Genomic DNA, 18715 nt, shown 5'->3' with positions numbered 1-18715 from the left:
GTTCTCAGGCGCCGAACACCGGATAGCATCGGATTCATGGCGACCAGCGTCGTCCTGTTCGCCATTGCTTTCAGTTCCCCAAAGGAATGCGTCCATCACACGGAGATGTCAGCTTTCACCTGGACTCAAAGCGGGTTCGGGTTGCGGGGCAGATGAAGTCCGTTCATCTGCGTTCCACCTTAGAACTCATCGACCACGGCAATGGGTGAACCCAGGAAACCCGCCACGAACAGCGATTGCGGCTTGTTGTACAGATCCAGCGGGGCGCGGACCTGCTCAATCGCCGCCGTTCAGGACGGCGATGCGGTCGGCCAAGGTCATCTCCTCGGTCTGGTCGTGGGTGACCTAGACCATCGTGACCCCAGAAGTTCAAAAACCCCGCCCGGTACGGCAAAGCCCGCAACCAAAATCAGATCGAGCGCCTTTAGCCAGATGCTTTTCGACCGTGCGATAACATAGGCGGCCATGCCCGATACGATGACAATCAGCGCCACCGACGGGCTGGTCACGACGATGGAATTGATCATGAACCGGCCCAGACCAACGCCCCAGGCGCGCTCGAACGCGTCGAAAGTCGGGCTTTCGGGCAGAGCGAGCGCACATCAATGTCTGTTGTTATGGACTGCCGCAACGCGCCCCGCTAACCTTTAGCCAAGATTGACGAAAGGGGCCCGATGCAAGCAACGCTTTTGATCACCAATGCACGGGTTCTGACGATGGACCCCGACGCCCCCGAAACTGATACTTTGGCTATTTCGGGTGACAAAATCGCAGCGCTGGGTGCCGCCGCACTTGCGATTGCAGGGCCGGATTGCCCACGCATTGATGCACAGGGTGCCACAGTTTTGCCGGGCTTTATCGAAAGCCATCTGCATCTGTTCATGGGCGGTTCTGAACTGGCGCATTTACAATTGTTGAACGTAGCGGGTCCAGAGGCGCTGGCAGATGCTATCCACAGCTATGCCGACGCCAATCCTGACCGCCGCGTTATCGTCGGGCAAGGTTGTGACTACGCTATATATGGCCGCGCGCTGACGCGGCATGATCTTGACGCTATCCTGCCGGACCGGCCCGTGTGCCTGCTGGCCGCCGATCACCACACTGCATGGGCGAATACAATGGCGCTGGAAATGGCGGGCATCCTGCACGGCGCAAAGCTGGGTCCGGGCAATGAAATCGTGATGGAAAACGGCATTGCCACCGGCGAATTGCGCGAATTCGAGGCAAAAGCCCCAGTGCTGAAACTGGCGGGCGAAAACCGGATCATGGCGGGGATCGCCACAGGACGTGATCCTGTGCCGCACCCGACCAAGGCTGACATGCTGGCTGATTTGCCAGCGATGGAACGCGGGTTAGCGCATTGCGCGCGGAACGGATTTACCAGTCTCGTGAACATGGACGGCAACCGTTACACGTTGGAAGTGCTGGATCACCTGCGCGAGAAAGGCAAACTGACCGCGCGCGTGCGAGTGCCGTATCATTTCCGCAACGATCATCAGATCGCCGACCTCGCCAAGGCGACTGCGATCAGCGCGGATTACAACGATGACTGGCTGTCGTCGGGTTTCGTCAAACTGTTCATGGACGGTGTTGTGGACAGCGGCACAGCAGTCATGCTGAACGATTACCCTGACCAGCCGGGCTGGCGCGGCGAACCACTGCACACGGCCGACAGCTTTGCCGAAATCTGTATCGAGGCGGACAAACGTGGGCTGCAGATCGCGGTGCATGCTATTGGGGACGGGGCGGTGCAGCGGGTGCTTGACGGGTACGAGGCCGCACGCAACGCGAATGGCGCGCGGGATTCCCGTCACCGGATCGAACATATCGAACTGATCGACCGCGCCGATATCGCGCGGATGGCGGATATGGGGGTCGTTGCCTCGGTGCAGCCGTCACATCCACCGGGGTCGTTGGATTTTCCGCTGTTCCCCACGCTGGACAAGATCGGGCGCGATCGCTGGGCTGATGCCTATCTGACACGCACTCTGCGCGATGCAGGTGTCGCGATTGCCTTTGCCTCGGACTGGCCGGTGGCTGACGTGAACCCGCTGCGGTCAATTCAGGCGGCGGTGACACGGCAACCTTACGATGGTGCGCAGGATGAAAGCCTGCCGCTGCGCGACGCTCTGGCCGCTTATACAATCGGCGGGGCCTATGCCGAACACACCGAAGACCGCAAAGGCATGCTGCGTCCCGGCTATCTGGCGGATGTCGTGATTCTGTCAGGCGATATCGAAGCCGTGCCGCTTGACCAGATCGCCAAGCTGAGTGTTCAAAAAACGATCTGTGGCGGAAAAATTATTTGGGATGCAGCGGTTGATCCGGCTTGAACGAACGAATTGCCTTGCAACCCGCGCTTGCAGGCGCTGGACTGGCGCAAAAATGGGGATGCGTCTTTGGCGATAGATGACAGACAAAGCGACGAGATTGAGATCGAAGGCGTTGGCAAGGTCTTTGGTCAGGGTGCAACGGCTTATCATGCGCTGACGGATATCGACCTCGCGATCCGCGCGGGCGAGTTTTTCACCCTCTTGGGTCCGTCTGGCTGCGGCAAAACCACGTTGTTGCGTCTGATTGCAGGGTTTGAACATCCGACTTCGGGACGTTTACGGATCAAGGGGCGCGATGTGGTCGGGCAGGCCCCAAACCAGCGTCTGGTGAACACCGTCTTTCAGAATTACGCCTTGTTTCCGCATATGAGCGTCGCGCAGAATATCGGGTTCGGCCTGAAAATGCTGGGCCGCCCACGCGCCGAAATCACGGCGACCACCGATGAAATGATGCATCTGGTCAAGATGGACACGATGGCGAACCGCAGGCCAGCGGAACTATCGGGCGGGCAACAGCAACGTGTAGCACTTGCGCGCGCGCTGGCCCCCCGCCCCAGCGTGTTGCTGCTGGATGAACCGCTCAGCGCGCTTGATCTGAAGCTGCGCAAGGAAATGCAGACAGAGTTGAAACGCCTGCAGGTCGAAACCGGTATCACCTTTGTCTTCGTGACCCACGATCAGGAGGAAGCACTGACCATGTCAGACCGGATCGCCGTCATGCAGCAAGGGCGCATCCTGCAACTTGGCACCCCGCACGAGATTTATCATGCCCCGACCGAACGCTTTGTCGCGGATTTCATCGGCGAGACGAATTTACTGTCACTGCCTGTTGTCGCTTTGCAGGGGCATGGTGCGGAACTGACCTTACCGGGCGGTCAGACTGTGCCGGCGCGCGTGGCCGACGGGTTGATGCCCGCCGTGGGCGACATGGTGTCCGCCGTGATCCGCCCAGAGCAGGCCGCTATCGTCGCCGAGGGCGAAGGCCATCTGCCCGCAACGGTAAAAGGAGCCGTATTCTTTGGCACCGATACCCACATTCATCTAACGCTGGACGACGGGCAACCTTTTACCATCCGGCGACAGAACAACGACGCGCAGCGAGACCCGGCCAATGGCACGCGGGTCGGCGTGGCGCTGACATCTGGCGCGCTACAGGTCCTGAGGGGGTAGCGATGAACAAAGTGTCGCACCGCTGGAAATGGTTTCTTGCCAGCCCGGCACTGATCGTCCTGATCGTTGCGGCCTCGGGGCCATTGATGATTGTCGTGGTTTATTCCTTCCTCAGCCCCGGCAATATGGGCGGGGTCGCGTGGGAGTTTTCAACCGATGCATGGTTCCGCGTTTTCTTTAAACGCGATATCTTTGACCCCGAGAACGTAACCCTGAACACGGATTTTCTGGCGGTCTTCAGGCGCACCTTGTGGTTGTCGTTCCAGACCACGGTGATCTGTGCGGTGCTTGGGTTTCCCACGGCGTGGTTTATCGCGACGCGCCCACCGAACAAACGCATGATCTGGCTGTTTCTGATCACTGTACCGTTCTGGACCAATCTGTTGATCCGCACGTTTGCCATCCAGCAACTGATCCGCAACAACGGCACGATCAACAGCGCGCTGCAATGGCTGGGTATCACCAACAGCCCGATCGAGATGATGTATACCGATTTCGCCGTCCTGATCGGCATGGCCTATGTATTCCTGCCGCTGATGGTGCTGCCGCTATATGCTGCAATGGAAAAGCTGGATTTCCGGCTGGTCGAGGCGGGCTATGATCTTTACGCCAGTCGGATGCAGGTGTTGCGCCACGTGATCCTGCCCTTGGTAAAGCCGGGGTTTATTGCGGGGTCCATTCTGGTCTTCATCCCGTCCATCGGGGCCTATGTCACACCGGCTGTGTTGGGTGGCGGGCGGTCGATGATGATCGGCAATCTGATCGCGCTGCAATTCGGACAAGGACGCAACTGGCCGCTGGGATCGGCGCTGGCGATGCTGCTGCTTGTGGTCGTGCTGGCAGCGCTCGTGTTCTACCTGCGCGTCACCAGCCGCGAAACAGGAGGACGCGATGGCCAAGCATGAATTCGACGTCCGCAGATTGCCGGGTTTTGGCGTGGTGGCGATTTTCACGCTGATCCTGCTGTACCTGCCTATTGTGGTTCTGGTGATCTTTTCCTTTAACGAAGCACCCTCGCAATCCACATGGGGCGGGTTCACGTTGCAATGGTATGTTGCCGCCTTCAACAATGCGCAGGTGATCGACGTTTCCATCAGGTCACTTTGGCTGGCGCTGGTAGCGGCAGCAATTGCGACGCTGTTGGCAACACTAGCGGCCCTTGGCACCACGCGCGTTGGCCGGTTTCCCGGGCAGACGATGATTTACGCGCTGATCAACCAGCCGCTGATGGTGCCGGAAATCGTGACTGGCATCGCGTTGTTGATCTTTGTCGCCTTCCTCAAGGTGCAGACAGGTTATGCTGGCATGGGCTATCTGGTGATGGCGCATACCGCCTTTTGCATCCCCTTCGCCTACCTGCCGATCCGTGCACGACTGGAAACCATGGATCTGACGCTGGAACGTGCTGCTGCCGATCTTTACGCCACGCCGGTCAAAGCCTTTACCTATGTGACTCTGCCGCTTTTGGTGCCTGGCATCATGGCGGGTTTCATGCTGGGTTTCGTGATTTCGCTTGATACAGTCGTCATCACCGAATTTGTGAAATCCGCCGGTCAGGACACGTTGCCTACCTATATGCTGGGCCAGCTTCGCCGTACGGTGACCCCGGAAATGAACGCCATCGCGACGCTGTTTCTGGGCCTGTCACTGGTGGTGGTCAGTCTGTTTTTTCTCATCACCCGCAAACGGGGATAACGCCAACCACAACAACCAACGGGAGACGACCCATGAAGAAACATATCGCAACCAGCCTTGCGGCGCTGCTGGCCACAACCAGTCTTGCCAATGCCGAAGGCGTCGTGAATCTTTACAACTGGGGCAATTACACCAGCCCCGAACTGATCGCCAAGTTCGAGGCCGAGACCGGCATCCGCGTCAATGTCACCGATTACGACAGCAACGATACCGCACTTGCCCGCATTCGTCAGGGTGGCCACGGCTATGACATCGTGGTGCCGTCAAACACCTATATGCAGACATGGATTGACGAGGGGCTAGTCGTGCCTCTGGACAGGTCCATCGTGACCAATATGGACAACATCGCGCCTGAATGGGTCGATGTGGAATTCGACCCTGGCCGTGAATATTCGGTGCCGTGGCAGTGGGGCACGACGGGCATCATCGTCAATACCAGCGCCTATGACGGTGACGTCAACGACGCTGGCCTGATCTTTAACCCGCCACCAGAACTGCAAGGCCAGATCAATGTGATCCCCGAAATGTCAGACGTCATGTCGCTGGCGATCTATTATGCGGGCGGTGAGTCCTGCACGACCGATATGGACGTCATGCGCAACGTGCGTGACATGCTGGTTGAGGCCAAGCAGCACTGGAAGGCGCTGGATTACGGCACCGTCGATGCGCATGTCGCGGGCGATTTTTCGGCTGGCATCTATTGGAACGGCTCGACCATGCGGGCGCGCCTGCAGAACGAAGATCTGGCTTACGGTTATCCCACCACCGGCTATCCGATCTGGATGGATAGTGCCGTTGTGCTGGCCGATGCGCAAAACACAGAAAATGCGATGACCTTCATCAATTTCGTGCTGGAACCTGAAAACGCCGCCATGATCTCGAACTTTGCACGCTATGCCAATGGCGTCACCGGGTCAGAGGAGTTCATGGACGAAGTCATGCGCGAAGCCCCCGAAATCGTCGTAGACCCCGAACTGGCAGCCGCAGGTCGTTTCAGCCCGGCCTGTTCGCAAGAGGTCAACGACCTGCAATCGCAGATCTGGACTGAAGTGCTGCAGTAACTCATCCTTGGGCGCATCCAACAAAGGGTGCGCCCGCAATGCGACTGACGATTGAAACAATTCCCATGACCAATTTTTCCAAGGCGCATGGCTTTGCCCGCGCTGATGTTCATCTCGGCAACTGGCGGCAGCGGCCTTATAATACCTGGTCATTCAGTCATGTGAACGAACTTGTCCCTGTGGCGCGTATTGCCGCGCAAAACCCCCAGCGACAAGCCTTTGATCCGATCGGTCACGACCTACTGGATCAATCCATCACGCTGGATCAGGGTGCAGAAACGGTCGCGTCTTTTCTCGCGCGATCACAGACCGACGCTTTGCTGGTGCAACGCCACGGCAAGACCATCGCAAGCTGGCATGCACCAACCTATGATCCCGTCTTGCCACATATCGTCTTTTCCGTCACAAAATCGGTGACAGGCCTGCTATGCGCTATCGCGCAAGACATGGGCCTGCTGGACCCCGCGCGCCCTGTCGGTGACTATCTGCCCGAAACCCGCAACGGCGCCTATGTCGATTGTCCTGTACAGCATGTCCTTGATATGCGCGTCAGTTTGAATTTCGACGAAGATTACCTTGACGCAAAAGGAAACTACGCCCGCTATCGCCGCGCGATGCTGTGGAACCCACCTGACCCTGCGCAGCAACCCGAAGGCCTAGCACCGCTTTTGACCGGGTTACAGAAAGGCATAGAGCCACACGGGGGGGCCTTTGCCTATCAATCACCCAGCTCCGACATTCTGGGCCTGTTGCTGGAACGCGTGACCGGCGAGACCTATGCCAGTTTCGCCGCGCGCCACCTTTGGCAAAAGATGGGCGCATGCGATGACGCTTTCATAACTGTCGACGCCTTTGGCACGCCGCGTGGCGCGGGTGGTCTGCTTTGCACTGTACAAGAATTGGCGCGGATAGGTCGGTTGATGGTGGAACCGGACAACATTCTTCCAGAACGATGGCTGGCCGACACATGGGCCGGCGGTGATCACCAAGCGTGGGACAGCGGTGATCTGCATGATTTCATTCCTGGCGGATCATACCGTAATCAATGGTATCGCGTTCCCGGCCCCGCCGATGCCTTGGCCGCAATAGGAATCCACGGGCAGTTTCTTTATCTGCATCGGGGGTCCGGTACTGTGATCGTCAAACTCGCCTCTCAGCATTTGCCGCAGGATGATGGATTGGATGCGGCAAACATGATGTTTCTGGCTGCGCTTGTGGACGTCATCCGCTAGGGGTCCGGTCCTTTGTCAGTTGGGGCATTGCACGATGCAATGCCCCAAGCCGCAAGGATTACATCGCCACCAAAAGCACGCTGATGATCACACCGGTAATCACCAGATGGATCAGACAGAATCCCATGATGTCTTTTGCCTTCAGTCCGGCAATCGCCAGCATCGGAAGCGCCCAGAATGGCTGCAGCAGGTTGGTCCAGGCATCGCCCCAGGCCACTGCCATCACGACGCGCGCGACATCTGCACCAAGCGCTTCGGCCGCTGGCAAAACCACCGGCGCCTGCACCGCCCATTGTCCGCCACCGGAAGGGACAAACAGGTTCACGATCCCCGCGCTCAAGAATGTCCAGAAGGGCAAGGATGTCGCCGTGGAAATAGAGACAAACCATTCCGACATGCTTTGCGCGAGGCCGGACTGGGTCATGATGGCCATGATGCCGGCATAGAACGGAAACTGGATCACGATGCCTGCCCCGCCCTTCACGGCTTCTTGCAAAGCATCAAGCAAGTTGCGCGCCGTGCCATGCAGCACAATGCCCAGCATCAAAAACATGTAGTTCACGATGTTCAGGTTTAAGCTGCTACCGCGAATAAAAAAGTAGTGGGCCAGAAAGATCAGTCCAGGCACGCCGATAAGCCACATCAGAATACGGCTATTTTCCAGATAATCGGCGGGACGTGAAGGCACGAAAACACTTGCTTCTTTTTCAGCACCCAACTGCGCTGAGGTCACGTAAACGCTATCTTCGGCCCTGGGTATCATTAGCCAGTTCACCAGCGGTATGACCACGAACAGAACGCCCACAATAGCGAGGTTAAAGTTGGCAAAAATCGTCATCCCCGTTTCGATGATACCGATCTCGCCTTCGGTGAAATGACCAGGTGTCGCGACTGTCAGCGGGATCGATCCCGCCAAACCACCATGCCAGATGACAAAACCTGAATAGGCCGCACCGACCAAAAGCCGGTAATCCACGCGGACCAACCGCGCCAGTTCACGCGCGAACAAGGCACCGACGACCAGACCGAACCCCCAGTTCACCCAGGAGGCAATCAAAGAGACCACAGTCACCAGAACAATTGCCGATCCCGGGGAAGCTGCCAGGCCAGCAAGAAAGGCCAGAAACTTTTTTACCGGTGGCGATGATGCAAGAATAAAGCCCGTCACAAGAACCAGGAGCATCTGCATCGAGAATGACAACAAGCCCCAAAAACCGTCGCCCCACATCTGGACGACATCGATGGGCGCCGTGCCTTCGAAAACCAGAGCCAAAGCCGCAGCGACAATGGTGAGTATCAGAACAAACACAAAAGGATCTGGCAAATACCGATCCATCAGTGCGACAGCAGGTCGTGAAAGTGAACGTAGCATAGTAACCTCCCCGTTTGGTTGGTTTTACGATGGCAGCAGCAGTACATTTTTGGAAGGTTAACCGCCTAACAAAGTACATGTTTTTCGTTTCCAGGGACAAAATGAAATTGGCAGATGGGGCGGCATTTGTGCTCCGTGAAAGCCGTTTGCCTGACGAAACAAGTTGTTTTGGGTGCAGTAGGCTTCATTGGTTTTAGCCACCTCAATGTTCTCATTCGCGTTGCCCAAGGCCGCGTTCGCCGCTCGTTGAGACTGACAGGGTCGATCAAGGACGGGAACGAAAGCACGCTAAAGGCGCGTATTGAACAACGAGCCGGCCACCAAAATTTACTCTGACAGGGCGTGGCGCTCCGCGTCGGCCGTCAATGCCGGGCCAGCCCCGATCTCGTCGAGCAGCTGGTCGATCAGCCCGACGCCGATGTCCGAGGCCGCAAGGAAGCGGTCGGCCTCGGCCCCCTGAACCGTCAGCGCCAGCGCCCAACCGTCCGTCGCGGCATCACGGCAGGTGACATGGCGCAAACTGTCTTGTGCGATCATGCGGCACAGGCCCAAATCTGTTTCATAACTGGCCAGAACGCGGGCCATGGTGCCATCGGGAAGCTGTATTTCATCCCCTGTGGGCAGGCTGGCCGTCATCGCGCCGATCTCGTCGGTCGCGGCGGTAACTGGCACGGTGCTACGCCCGGCCAGGAACCCGCCCACAGCCAGAACCAGTGACGCGGCCAACGCCATGCCCCAGACGGGTGCGCCGACAGACCGCCTGCGCATTGGCACGACCTTGTGTTGCGGCGCGCCCGCTTGCACCACGGCGGCGATCAGCCGTTCGGGCACAGGCTCAGGCGGAAAGGCGACTTGCATCAGCGCGCGTGTTTCGACGAAATCGGCATACCGCGCAGCCAGGTCGGGGTCGGCCTCGATACGCCGGTAAAGACGCTGTGCAACCGTGTCGTTCAGTTCGCCATCGGCAAGAGCCATCAGCATGTCGTCACTCACTTCATTTGTTCGGGTCATTTTGTGATCCCCTGTTGCTGTGCCCCGACGGGCCGGTCTTTCAGTTTCTCGGCCAAGGCCAGCCGCGCCCGCGACAGACGGCTCATCACAGTGCCTTCGGGGATGTCCAGCACCTCGGCCACCTCGCGGTAGCGCATCCCCTCGACACAGACGAGCATCAGTACTGCGCGCTGCTCCTCAGGCAGGCTGGCCATGGCGCGGCGCACCTCGGCCAGATGCAGGTGCGCCTCGGTTGTGGCGCGGCCATCGCTGCCGATGATCGTCGCGGCAGCTTCAGCATCGAACTCCACCGTGTCGCGGCGGGCGCGGATCGTGTCGATCCATGTGTTGCGGATGATCCGGAACATCCAGGCATCCATCCGTGTGCCGCGGGTAAATCCATCAAGATTGCGCAAAGCCTTTTCCACACTGGCCTGTACCAGATCATCGGCCTGGTCCGCAGCACCCGTCAGACCGCGCGCAAAGCGGCACAGGCGGGGCAAGAGCGCGATCAGATCATGGCGCAGATCCTGTGGCACAGTGTGGCGTTCCTTTCGTCGTCATAAAGATAACGGGGCTTGCAGGACTTTATTCCCACCAAATCGCAATTTAAGGAATAAAAGAAAACCCACGACGTTGAATATGTAGAACAGCCGTACAAGCCCTGTCGGAGACCTGCCAATGCGCATCAAGCCAACCGCCGAAATGAACACTACGCGCCGCCAATTGCTGCGCAAGATCGGGCTGGGCGCGGGGCTGGCCTATGTCGCCCCTGCTCTGACCGGGCTCAGCGTCGCGCAAGCCTCGACCGGCAGCGGCCGGTCACGCCCTTCAATCAGCAGGCCCAGCCGTCCGCGCCCCACGCCGCGTCAGCAACCCGCGCGCGCACCGGCACCACAGGCACAGCCCGTCCGCTTGCCGCCTGAAATCGTGAGCTTCATCCCCGCCAATCAGTCGCTGGAACCGGCCTTGTCGGCAGGTTTCACGCCGCTGGCGCAATCCGATGTCGCGGCCTTGTCGGGACAGTTAGTCCGCTTTGCGCTGCCGCAAGGCCGGACACTTGCGCAAGCGATAGCAGAGCTGGAGGCGCTGTTCCCCGCTGGCATGACCGACGAAAACCACTTTTACCGGACCGACGATCTGACCTGCGACGGCGACGATTGCGCAGCCCATGCGATGATTGGCTGGGCTGGCTGGCCCAGCGCCCTGCGCCCCAGGATCGGGATGATCGACACTGGCGTGAACATTGACCACCCCGCCTTGCAGGGGCGCCGGTTGCAAGTGCAGCAGATCGATCTGGGCAATCGGGACGCAGCCGGTCGCGTGCATGGCACCGCGATTGCAGCGATGCTGATCGGCAGCGTCGAAGGGCGCGTGCCCGGCCTTCTGCCCGATGCCGAACTGATTGCGGTAGAAGCATTTCACGCCCGCGGTGCCGCCGAACAAGCCGACGCCTTTTCCGTCGCCAGTGCGCTTGACGTGCTGATCGGTGAAGATGTCAATGTGGTCAACCTGTCCTTTTCCGGCCCTGCAAACGCGGTGCTGAAACGCGTGGTGGACGCGGCGGCAGCGCGCGGGATCGGACTTGTCGCGGCGGCAGGCAACGGTGGGCCGGGGGCCGAACCCGCTTATCCCGCCGCATGGCCGGAGGTCATCGCTGTCACGGCGGTAGATTCAGGCGAACGTGTCTATCGGCAGGCCAATCAGGGCCCCTATGTCGCGCTGGCGGCACCGGGGGTGAATATCTGGACCGCAGCCTCGGTCTCGGGCGGCCGGCTGCGGTCTGGAACATCCTATGCCGCGCCGTTCGTCACTGCCGCTTTGGCGGTGGAACGGATACGCCTGCCCGAAAAGAATGTGCGAGAGGTCACAGCCGTGCTTTTCGCCTGTGCCAAAGACCTTGGCGAAGCCGGCTATGACCCGGTTTTCGGCCATGGTCTGATCACTTCCCCCGAAGAATGTGACGACGAAACGCAGTTTTTCTCTGTCAGCGGGGAATAAAAGATCTGCCGCCCCCGTTTCCTTGGTGTGGATTTAATGAACGCATCTTAAAATAAAGGAGATCCCGATGGCACAGAACGACAAGATCATGATCACGCGGCGTAACCTGCTGGCGAAACTCGGCTTGGCGACAGGCGCTGCCTATGTCGCGCCCACCCTGATGGGCATGGATACCGCAAGCGCAAGCACCGGCAGCGGTGCAAGCCGTCCCTCTCGCCCCAGCAGTCCTTCGCGGCCCAGCCGCCCATCGCGGACCGGCGGCAGAACCTCTCGCCCCAGCGGCCCGTCGCGCTCGCGCAATGCGGCAGATGAGCGCGCTTTTCAATGGCGCTGGGACGCCACGACCATGCGTTGGGTCCGCAGCACTTCGGCACCTTAAGTCTTGGCTGTGATGCGGGATAAATCCGACAGATCGGCGGCCGCGACTAGCGGCCCCGATACCGCCTTGCGCTTTCCCGATGTGACCGTGCAGGTCGCACTGACGAACGCAGCACCGGTGGCCGCCGCGCTTGGCACGATCCTCCACGGCTGGGTGCCGGACTATGCGACAAACCTTGATGCCGAGGCGCGGCAGACATCGGTCATCGGCGCGGCGGGTGTCTATGCCGCAAGGTCCAGCTATCTTGATGAAACTATCGACGCGCTTGGTGTTGCTGGCGCCGCCTGCGCCGTGATCGCAGATTTGGCCGAGGATTACTTCTCAATCCGCCCCGGTTGTCTGGCGCTGCATTGCGCGGCCTTCAGTTTCAACAACCGCCTGATTGCCATGACCGGCCCGTCACGGGCAGGCAAAAGCACGCTGGCTGCAAGGATGACCTTGGAAGACGATATCGCCCTGTTCTGTGATGATGTCTTGCCACTCTTGCCGACTGGTAACGCGGTCGGTCTGGGCATCGCGCCTCGGCTGCGGCTGCCGATACCGGCGGCCTGTACACCCAGATTCCAAGAGCATGTCGCGCGCCATCTCGGACCCCGAGACGACCGTTATGGATATTTGTGCGCGCCGACAGTGGCACCACATGGTACCAGCGCGCCGCTATCAGTATTGCTGATCCTTGACCGGCGCGATTCAGCGCCTGCCCATCTGCATGCCGTGGCAGAGGATGAGGCGCTGCATTTCCTGCTGTCGCAAAACATGTCGGATTTGCAAACACCGCAGGCGGCCTTTACCCGGCTGACGGACCTGCTGGCGGGGATCACATGCCTGCGGCTTGTCTATTCCGATCTGGAAGACGCAGTGGCACTGATCCGTCAAGCCTTTGGCAGCGCATCACCCATAGCCGGTGATGTCGAAATCGGCCCGGTGATCCAGCAGTTGCCCGCTGATGCGCTGCCGCCAGGAGATATGTCCGCAGATCAATGCTGGTTGCGCAACCCTGACGTGGTGTTGCAGAGCAGAGGCGACAGTGCGTTTCTCTGGGTCCCCGGCAAGACGATGATCTGGCGCATGAACACTCTCGCGCGTGCGGTCTGGGCCCTGCTGGAGATTCCCGGAACGGCACGTGAGATTGCACAGCTTCTGGCTGAACAATTTCCACGCATCGACAAAACGGTGCTGATCCGTGATGTGACAGCCCTTTTGCAAGCCCTGTCCAGCGATGGGCTGATTGAACCGGAAACTCTCGAATGACGCTGCCTGCCAGATATCGACATACCCTGTTCGGTGTGGGGTAGCGCGTCAGGCACCTTGACGGACGTGAATGACACAGCAGCCAGCGCCGTGACAGGGGCACCCGACGTTGTCGGAAACCAAAATAGATATTTTGCTAGGATTGCCAAATAAGCCTAGCTCGCCTCAGCGATATGCGCAGAAGTTGGTGACGCCTGCTCATGCCGCCTTTGCCAGATCAGTGACTATTTCCTCCAGCATGAAGGTCTCACGCTGGATCGACAAACCCATGGAGGCTTCACGGCGCAGCATCACACCACGATTGTGAGCGATCGCCTCGTCAATACCCACCCAGATTGGTCGCATGCCATTGGCGGTTTCGTAATCTTCCATCTGCGTGGCGCGCAGTTCGGGATCAATGTCGCAGAAAAAGAAATGCGATGTCATGTTCATCAGCGCAAAACCGGGCCGCCAGTGCGGGCGTATTTCCTCGATATACCCGTAATCGCGCTGCACGCGGACGTTGCTGGCACCGGTTTCTTCTTCCAACTCACGACGCAAGCCGTCAATCAGGTCTTCGCCTTCGGCGATACCGCCACCGGGAAAGCTGAAATCGTTATACCGTTCGGTGAACAGCAGCAGGATTGACCTGTCGCGCAAAACGATGCCTCGCGCTGCGCGGCGGGTCAGGGTCGGCCCCGTTATGGTTTTCACATCCGGATGGACGAGTTTTGTTATCAGTCTCATTCTGTCCGTCTCTGTCAGGCCGAAGGATTGGGCGTCACCTAGGACAACGTTCCCGGAAAAGCCAGTCCGTAGTTCCACCGCCGCGCCGCCTGCAATCGGTTTCGCTGCATTGTCCTTCTTGATTGCATCAGCCCTCCAACTCAATAAGGAAAGTGTGCCGCCCAGACAGCACTAAAGTTTTCACTTGTGTTACGCGTAACTTTACGCGTAACACGCAGCGAAAGAACATGGGAGGAGAAGATGAGCATGCGCACAGGGTGGCGGACGCACACGGCTGACATCGTGCTGGGCGTCGTGATCTTTTTTGTCGGCCTTTGGCTACTGACCGAAGCGCAATCCCTCGCGTCCGGACCACGGATTTTCCCACGTTTCATTCTGACGCTGATGACCATCACCGGTGCCGGGATCGTGGCAGTCGCCATCTTCGCAGGGGTCAGGGGCCAGTCGCAGGCAGAGCCTGTCGCTTGGGTCCGCAGCATCGGCTTACCGGCGGTCTTTCTGATCGTGTCGGCCATCGTGCTTTATGCCTTTGGGTTTTACGTCACTTCACCGCTGCTGATCTTCACCATTTACCTTTGGCACTGCCACATCGCGACCGGTGCCATCAACCTTGCGCGCGACCCCGGCATCGCGGCTGCGCTGGCCGTAGGCGCAACGTTGGTCATGTATCTGATCTTTGATCAACTGATCGGGCTGCCGGCACCCGCAGGCGCTTTGCTTTGACACAAGACGACTAACCAAGGAGGAGACGAAAATGAAACTTTCAACAATCATCATGGGCGGGGCAGCAATCATGCTGCTGCCACTGACAGCGGCGGCCCAGGATTACCCGACAAGGGCGATCACCGTCATCGTGCCTTACAGCGCCGGTGGCGGCGGTGACACGGTTGCGCGACTGGTGTCCGACCGGCTGGGGCAGGAACTCGGTGTCCAACTGAACGTCGTCAACCGGCCCGGTGCCGGTGGCGAGATTGGTATTACCGAGATCGCATCCGCCGACGCCGATGGCTATACGTTGGGGGTCTTTGGCTATCCCGATAACTTCGTGATCGAAAGTACGCGCGAAGTATCGTTTGATTCCGAACAGGATCTGGATTTCCTTGCCCAGTTCGATTCAACACCAATGGGCGTTTTTGCCCGTCCGGGTGCTGCCTTTTCCAATCTTGATGAATTGCGCGCCCATGCCGAGGAAAACCCAGGTGCCGTCATCGTTGGGGACAGCGGATCGCTGGGCCTGCTGAACGCCCTGGCCTTTGGCGATAAGCTGGGGGCGACATTGACGCCCGTGCGCTATGCTGGTGGCGGTGAGCTGATGAACGCGATCATGGGCGGGCATATCGATCTCGCCTCCACATCTTCGATGAGCCACGATCCGATCGTGGATGCAGGCGGTGCGTCTTTGGCCTTTGCCTCGGCCGAGCGGATGGACATGTTCCCCGACGTGCCGACCTTGCGTGAACTCGGCATTGATCAGGTGATGGAAGTTGGCCGCGTCATGGTCGCCCCTTCAGGCCTGCCCGATGATGTGCGCGCGCGGCTGACAGAGGCACTGGACGCGATGTCAACGGACGAGGCGCTGATCGAACGCTTTGAAACTGCGGCATTGCCCTATGCCTATCTCGACAGCGACGGTGTGAACGAAAAGGTCACCGAAACCAACGCTGCCCTTGCCGAAGTGATCGAAGCCAACAGCGATCAGTTCTGATTAAACTAAGGCGGACGACTTTGGTTGTCCGCCCACCTTTTCGCGTGCAAGATCGAAGGCTGCATTCATGGACATCCTGACTTATCTGCCAATGCTGCTGACCTGGCCCGTGCTTGCCGCAGTATTTTCCGGCGTGCTGATCGGCATCATCGTCGGTGCCATCCCGGGCCTGAACGGTGCGGTCGGCATCTCGCTCTTGCTGCCGCTGACCTTTGCGCTGCCGCCAGAGGTGGGTTTGCTTCTGCTGGGTGGCATCTACATGGGGTGCATGTATGGTGGCTCAATCACCGCCATTCTGATCAACGTGCCCGGCGATGTCGTCGCCGCACCCGCTGCAATGGAAGGCTATCCGCTGACCCGGCAGGGCCGGTCAAAAGAGGCGCTGTACTATTCGGTTTTCTCTAGCTCCATCGGTGGTTTCATCGGTGTGCTGGTTCTGATCTTGTTCACCCCGCCATTGGCCAGTTTTGCGCTGCGGTTCGGCCCAGCAGAAATGTTCTTCATCTCGATTTCGGGACTGATCATCGTAGGCGCATTGGCGGGCAGCCTGCTGAAGGCGGCATTCGCCGTGCTGTTCGGGCTGTTTCTGGCGACAATCGGACTGGATCAGATGTCGGGTCAGGACCGGTTCACATTCGGCCAGCCCGACCTGCGCAGCGGCATTTCGGTGGTCCCTGTCGTTCTGGGCCTGTTCTGTATTGCCGAAATGATCCTGAACATCGGCAAGAGGCAGGACCAGCAGGTCAGCTATGTCGAACAATCCATCACCCGGATGGCCGTGATCCGCGATATCTTTCGCCACAAGGTCCTGTTGCTCAAGGCGAATGTCATCGGCAATTTCGTGGGCTTGCTGCCCGGCGTTGGCACCACATTGGCGGTCTTCATGTCCTATGCCGAGGCCAAGCGCAGTTCCAAACAGCCCGAGACCTTTGAAAAGGGCAATGTCGAAGGCATCATCGCCGCCGAAGCCGCCAACAATGCCACGGTAGGTTCGTCCATGGTGCCGCTCTTGGCACTGGGTGTGCCGGGCAGCCCGACAACGGCGATCATCGCTGGCGCTCTGGTCGTCCACGGGATCGTCCTTGGCCCCAGTCTGTTTCAGGCCCGCCCGGACGTTGCTTTTATCTTCCTCTACGGAATGATCCTGACCGTCGTCGCCATGGCGATCATCGGCGCCTTCGGGATCAAATATTTTGCCTACATCCTGAAGATCAAGATGGAATACATCGTACCGACGGTGCTGGTTCTGTCGCTGTTTGGGGCTTATTCGCTGCGCAACAGTGTGTTTGACGTGTTTATCGCGATCACGCTCGGCATCCTTGGCGCAATTTTCAAAAAAATCGGTATACCCCCTGCTCCCATCATCATTGGTGTTGTTCTGGGGCCACTGATTGAATCAAACCTGTCCCGGTCGCTTCTGATCGCGAATGCGCGTGGGCAAAGCTTGGCAGAATATCTTCTTGCGTCGGACCTGTCGAAGGGCCTTGTGGTCGTCGTCCTTCTGCTGTTGGCAATGGTCGTGCAAATGCGGCGCAAGGCGGCACGTGCTTAGCGTCAGGTGGGACAGAAAGTTTGGGCAAACCAATGAATATCAGCCAGAAAATCATCATCATGGGCGTGTCGGGATGCGGGAAAACTGCAGTCGGCAAGGCGCTTGCGCAGCGGCTGGATCTGCCTTTTGTCGACGCCGACAGCCTGCACAGCCCCGAAAACGTGGCCAAGATGGCGGCAGGGCGGCCGCTGAACGATGATGATCGCGCCGGTTGGCTGGTGGCTTTGGCGGATCTGATTGCGCGACGGGACAATCTTGTGCTGGCCTGTTCGGCGCTCCGGCGGCAATATCGCGACCAACTGCGCAGCGCAGATCCGGCGGTGACATTTCTGTATTTGCAGGGCAGTTTCGAGACGATCTGCGCCCGCATGAGCGCGCGAGACGATCATTATTTCACAGGCGAAGAGATGCTGAAAAGTCAGTTCAGACAGTTGGAGGAACCCAAGGGCGAAGATGTTCTGCGCATCTCGGTAGAGCAGGAACTGCACGACGTGATCGCCGCATCGCTGATCGCGCTTGGTGCTGATCCGCAGCCCTGATGGATACCCCGGCAGAGCCATGGCGCAAACGACGGCGGCCCGGTTTGCGAGATATCGCGGATCGTGTCGGCACAACGAAGATGACGGTCAGCCGTTGCCTGCGCGACCCAAGCACCGTAGGCCAGCCTCTTCGCACCCGCATTCTGGAGGCTGCGCGCGACATTGGCTATCTGCCCAATCACGCACCGATGATGCTGGCGGGTGCGCCCAGTAAATCAATCGGCGTCATGGTGCCATCAGTCACTAACCACGTCTTTGCCGAGGTGCTGGCAGGTGTCGTCGAAACCGCCGAAACAGCAGGATACCGCGTCGTCATCGCCCACTACGGTTATGACCAACTCGCCGAGGAACGCGGCATCGCATCCTTGATCGCGGCCAATATTGACGGGCTGATCCTGGGCGACCGCGAACACACCGATGATGCGCTGCGCATGATCACCCTCGCCGATATCCCAGTGACCGAGGTGATGGACAGCCGCAGCCCGTGTCTGCAACAGGCCGTCGGCTATGATAATCATGCTGCGGCCTATGCGATGACATCGGCGATGCTGGCGCGGGGGTGCAGGAAACTGGTGTATCTGGCGGTGAGGCTGGACGCCCGTACCTTGCAGCGGCGTGAGGGGTACGCAAAGGCGATGCACGATCATGGGTTTGACCCGGTCAGCGTGGAAACGGCCGAAAAATCGACCTTCACCGGCGGGGCATTGCT

At 59.1% G+C, this 18715-nt stretch carries 19 protein-coding genes and 1 pseudogene; 14 read left to right on the top strand and 6 right to left on the bottom strand.

Annotation, left to right across the window (positions count from 1 at the left end; translation table 11 throughout):
- Positions 1-203 precede the first annotated feature (203 nt).
- A pseudogene (locus tag ACK4TM_RS12560) lies at positions 204-345 on the bottom strand (ABC transporter ATP-binding protein); the annotation flags it as partial.
- The gene (locus tag ACK4TM_RS12555) at positions 318-527 is read right to left on the bottom strand and encodes a hypothetical protein (protein ID WP_409701861.1); all 210 of its coding nucleotides are present in this window, start codon (positions 525-527) and stop codon (positions 318-320) included. The gene ACK4TM_RS12555 and the pseudogene ACK4TM_RS12560, both read right to left, overlap by 28 nt.
- 147 nt (positions 528-674) lie before the next feature.
- On the opposite strand from ACK4TM_RS12555, the gene ACK4TM_RS12550 reads away from it, so the two are divergent.
- The 6 genes from ACK4TM_RS12550 (at position 675) to ACK4TM_RS12525 (ending at position 7491) form a co-directional block, all read left to right on the top strand.
- Positions 675-2333, top strand: coding sequence for an amidohydrolase (locus ACK4TM_RS12550; protein WP_409701860.1), 1659 nt, complete (start codon positions 675-677; stop codon positions 2331-2333).
- 66 nt (positions 2334-2399) lie between these two features.
- Positions 2400-3503: an ABC transporter ATP-binding protein gene (locus ACK4TM_RS12545; RefSeq protein WP_409701859.1), complete on the top strand. Its 1104-nt coding sequence runs from the start codon at positions 2400-2402 to the stop codon at positions 3501-3503.
- A 2-nt stretch (positions 3504-3505) separates the two neighbouring features.
- The gene (locus ACK4TM_RS12540; RefSeq protein WP_409701858.1) at positions 3506-4408 is read left to right on the top strand and encodes an ABC transporter permease; all 903 of its coding nucleotides are present in this window, start codon (positions 3506-3508) and stop codon (positions 4406-4408) included.
- Complete coding sequence (locus tag ACK4TM_RS12535) at positions 4395-5198, top strand: ABC transporter permease (protein ID WP_409701857.1); 804 nt, start codon at positions 4395-4397, stop codon at positions 5196-5198. The genes ACK4TM_RS12540 and ACK4TM_RS12535 overlap by 14 nt, the downstream gene beginning before the upstream one ends.
- Before the next feature lie 32 nt (positions 5199-5230).
- Positions 5231-6259: an extracellular solute-binding protein gene (locus ACK4TM_RS12530; RefSeq protein ID WP_409701856.1), complete on the top strand. Its 1029-nt coding sequence runs from the start codon at positions 5231-5233 to the stop codon at positions 6257-6259.
- Positions 6260-6324: 65 nt separating this feature from the next.
- Positions 6325-7491, top strand: coding sequence for a serine hydrolase domain-containing protein (locus ACK4TM_RS12525; RefSeq protein ID WP_409701855.1), 1167 nt, complete (start codon positions 6325-6327; stop codon positions 7489-7491).
- A 58-nt stretch (positions 7492-7549) separates the two neighbouring features.
- Here the strand turns inward: ACK4TM_RS12525 and ACK4TM_RS12520 are convergent, their stop codons facing one another.
- The 3 genes from ACK4TM_RS12520 to ACK4TM_RS12510 all read right to left on the bottom strand — a co-directional run bounded on the left by ACK4TM_RS12520 (position 7550) and on the right by ACK4TM_RS12510 (position 10392).
- Positions 7550-8863 carry a short-chain fatty acid transporter gene (locus ACK4TM_RS12520; RefSeq protein WP_409701853.1) on the bottom strand — a complete coding sequence of 438 codons (1314 nt, stop codon included), beginning with the start codon at positions 8861-8863 and terminating at the stop codon, positions 7550-7552.
- Between the two features lie 327 nt (positions 8864-9190).
- Positions 9191-9874: an anti-sigma factor family protein gene (locus ACK4TM_RS12515; RefSeq protein WP_409701851.1), complete on the bottom strand. Its 684-nt coding sequence runs from the start codon at positions 9872-9874 to the stop codon at positions 9191-9193.
- Complete coding sequence (locus ACK4TM_RS12510; protein ID WP_409701849.1) at positions 9871-10392, bottom strand: RNA polymerase sigma factor; 522 nt, start codon at positions 10390-10392, stop codon at positions 9871-9873. The genes ACK4TM_RS12515 and ACK4TM_RS12510 overlap by 4 nt, the downstream gene beginning before the upstream one ends.
- Positions 10393-10534: 142 nt before the next feature.
- Between ACK4TM_RS12510 and ACK4TM_RS12505 the strand changes: the two genes are divergently transcribed.
- The 3 genes from ACK4TM_RS12505 (at position 10535) to ACK4TM_RS12495 (ending at position 13484) form a co-directional block, all read left to right on the top strand.
- The gene (locus tag ACK4TM_RS12505; protein ID WP_409701847.1) at positions 10535-11854 is read left to right on the top strand and encodes a S8 family serine peptidase; all 1320 of its coding nucleotides are present in this window, start codon (positions 10535-10537) and stop codon (positions 11852-11854) included.
- A 67-nt stretch (positions 11855-11921) separates the two neighbouring features.
- The gene (locus ACK4TM_RS12500) at positions 11922-12233 is read left to right on the top strand and encodes a hypothetical protein (protein WP_409701844.1); all 312 of its coding nucleotides are present in this window, start codon (positions 11922-11924) and stop codon (positions 12231-12233) included.
- 12 nt (positions 12234-12245) lie between these two features.
- On the top strand, positions 12246-13484 hold the full coding sequence (locus ACK4TM_RS12495) for a PqqD family protein (RefSeq protein ID WP_409701862.1): 1239 nt from the start codon (positions 12246-12248) through the stop codon (positions 13482-13484).
- A 198-nt stretch (positions 13485-13682) separates the two neighbouring features.
- Here the strand turns inward: ACK4TM_RS12495 and ACK4TM_RS12490 are convergent, their stop codons facing one another.
- Entirely contained in the window at positions 13683-14210 is a 528-nt protein-coding gene (locus ACK4TM_RS12490; RefSeq protein WP_409701842.1) for an NUDIX domain-containing protein, read from the bottom strand.
- Between the two features lie 240 nt (positions 14211-14450).
- On the opposite strand from ACK4TM_RS12490, the gene ACK4TM_RS12485 reads away from it, so the two are divergent.
- The 5 genes from ACK4TM_RS12485 to ACK4TM_RS12465 all read left to right on the top strand — a co-directional run.
- Positions 14451-14933, top strand: coding sequence for a tripartite tricarboxylate transporter TctB family protein (locus tag ACK4TM_RS12485; protein WP_409701840.1), 483 nt, complete (start codon positions 14451-14453; stop codon positions 14931-14933).
- A 31-nt stretch (positions 14934-14964) separates the two neighbouring features.
- Positions 14965-15915, top strand: coding sequence for a Bug family tripartite tricarboxylate transporter substrate binding protein (locus ACK4TM_RS12480; protein ID WP_409701838.1), 951 nt, complete (start codon positions 14965-14967; stop codon positions 15913-15915).
- A gap of 67 nt (positions 15916-15982) precedes the next feature.
- Complete coding sequence (locus ACK4TM_RS12475; RefSeq protein ID WP_409701836.1) at positions 15983-17467, top strand: tripartite tricarboxylate transporter permease; 1485 nt, start codon at positions 15983-15985, stop codon at positions 17465-17467.
- Positions 17468-17499: 32 nt separating this feature from the next.
- On the top strand, positions 17500-18006 hold the full coding sequence (locus tag ACK4TM_RS12470) for a gluconokinase (RefSeq protein WP_409701834.1): 507 nt from the start codon (positions 17500-17502) through the stop codon (positions 18004-18006).
- On the top strand, positions 18006-18715 hold a 710-nt coding region (locus ACK4TM_RS12465), incomplete at its 3' end, for a LacI family DNA-binding transcriptional regulator (RefSeq protein WP_409701832.1). The genes ACK4TM_RS12470 and ACK4TM_RS12465, both read left to right, overlap by 1 nt.

The sequence above is a fragment of the Yoonia sp. genome (assembly GCF_046292185.1).
Taxonomy (GTDB): domain Bacteria; phylum Pseudomonadota; class Alphaproteobacteria; order Rhodobacterales; family Rhodobacteraceae; genus Yoonia.
Note: the sequence above shows the minus strand (reverse complement) of the source record. Positions and strands in the feature narration are given on the sequence as shown.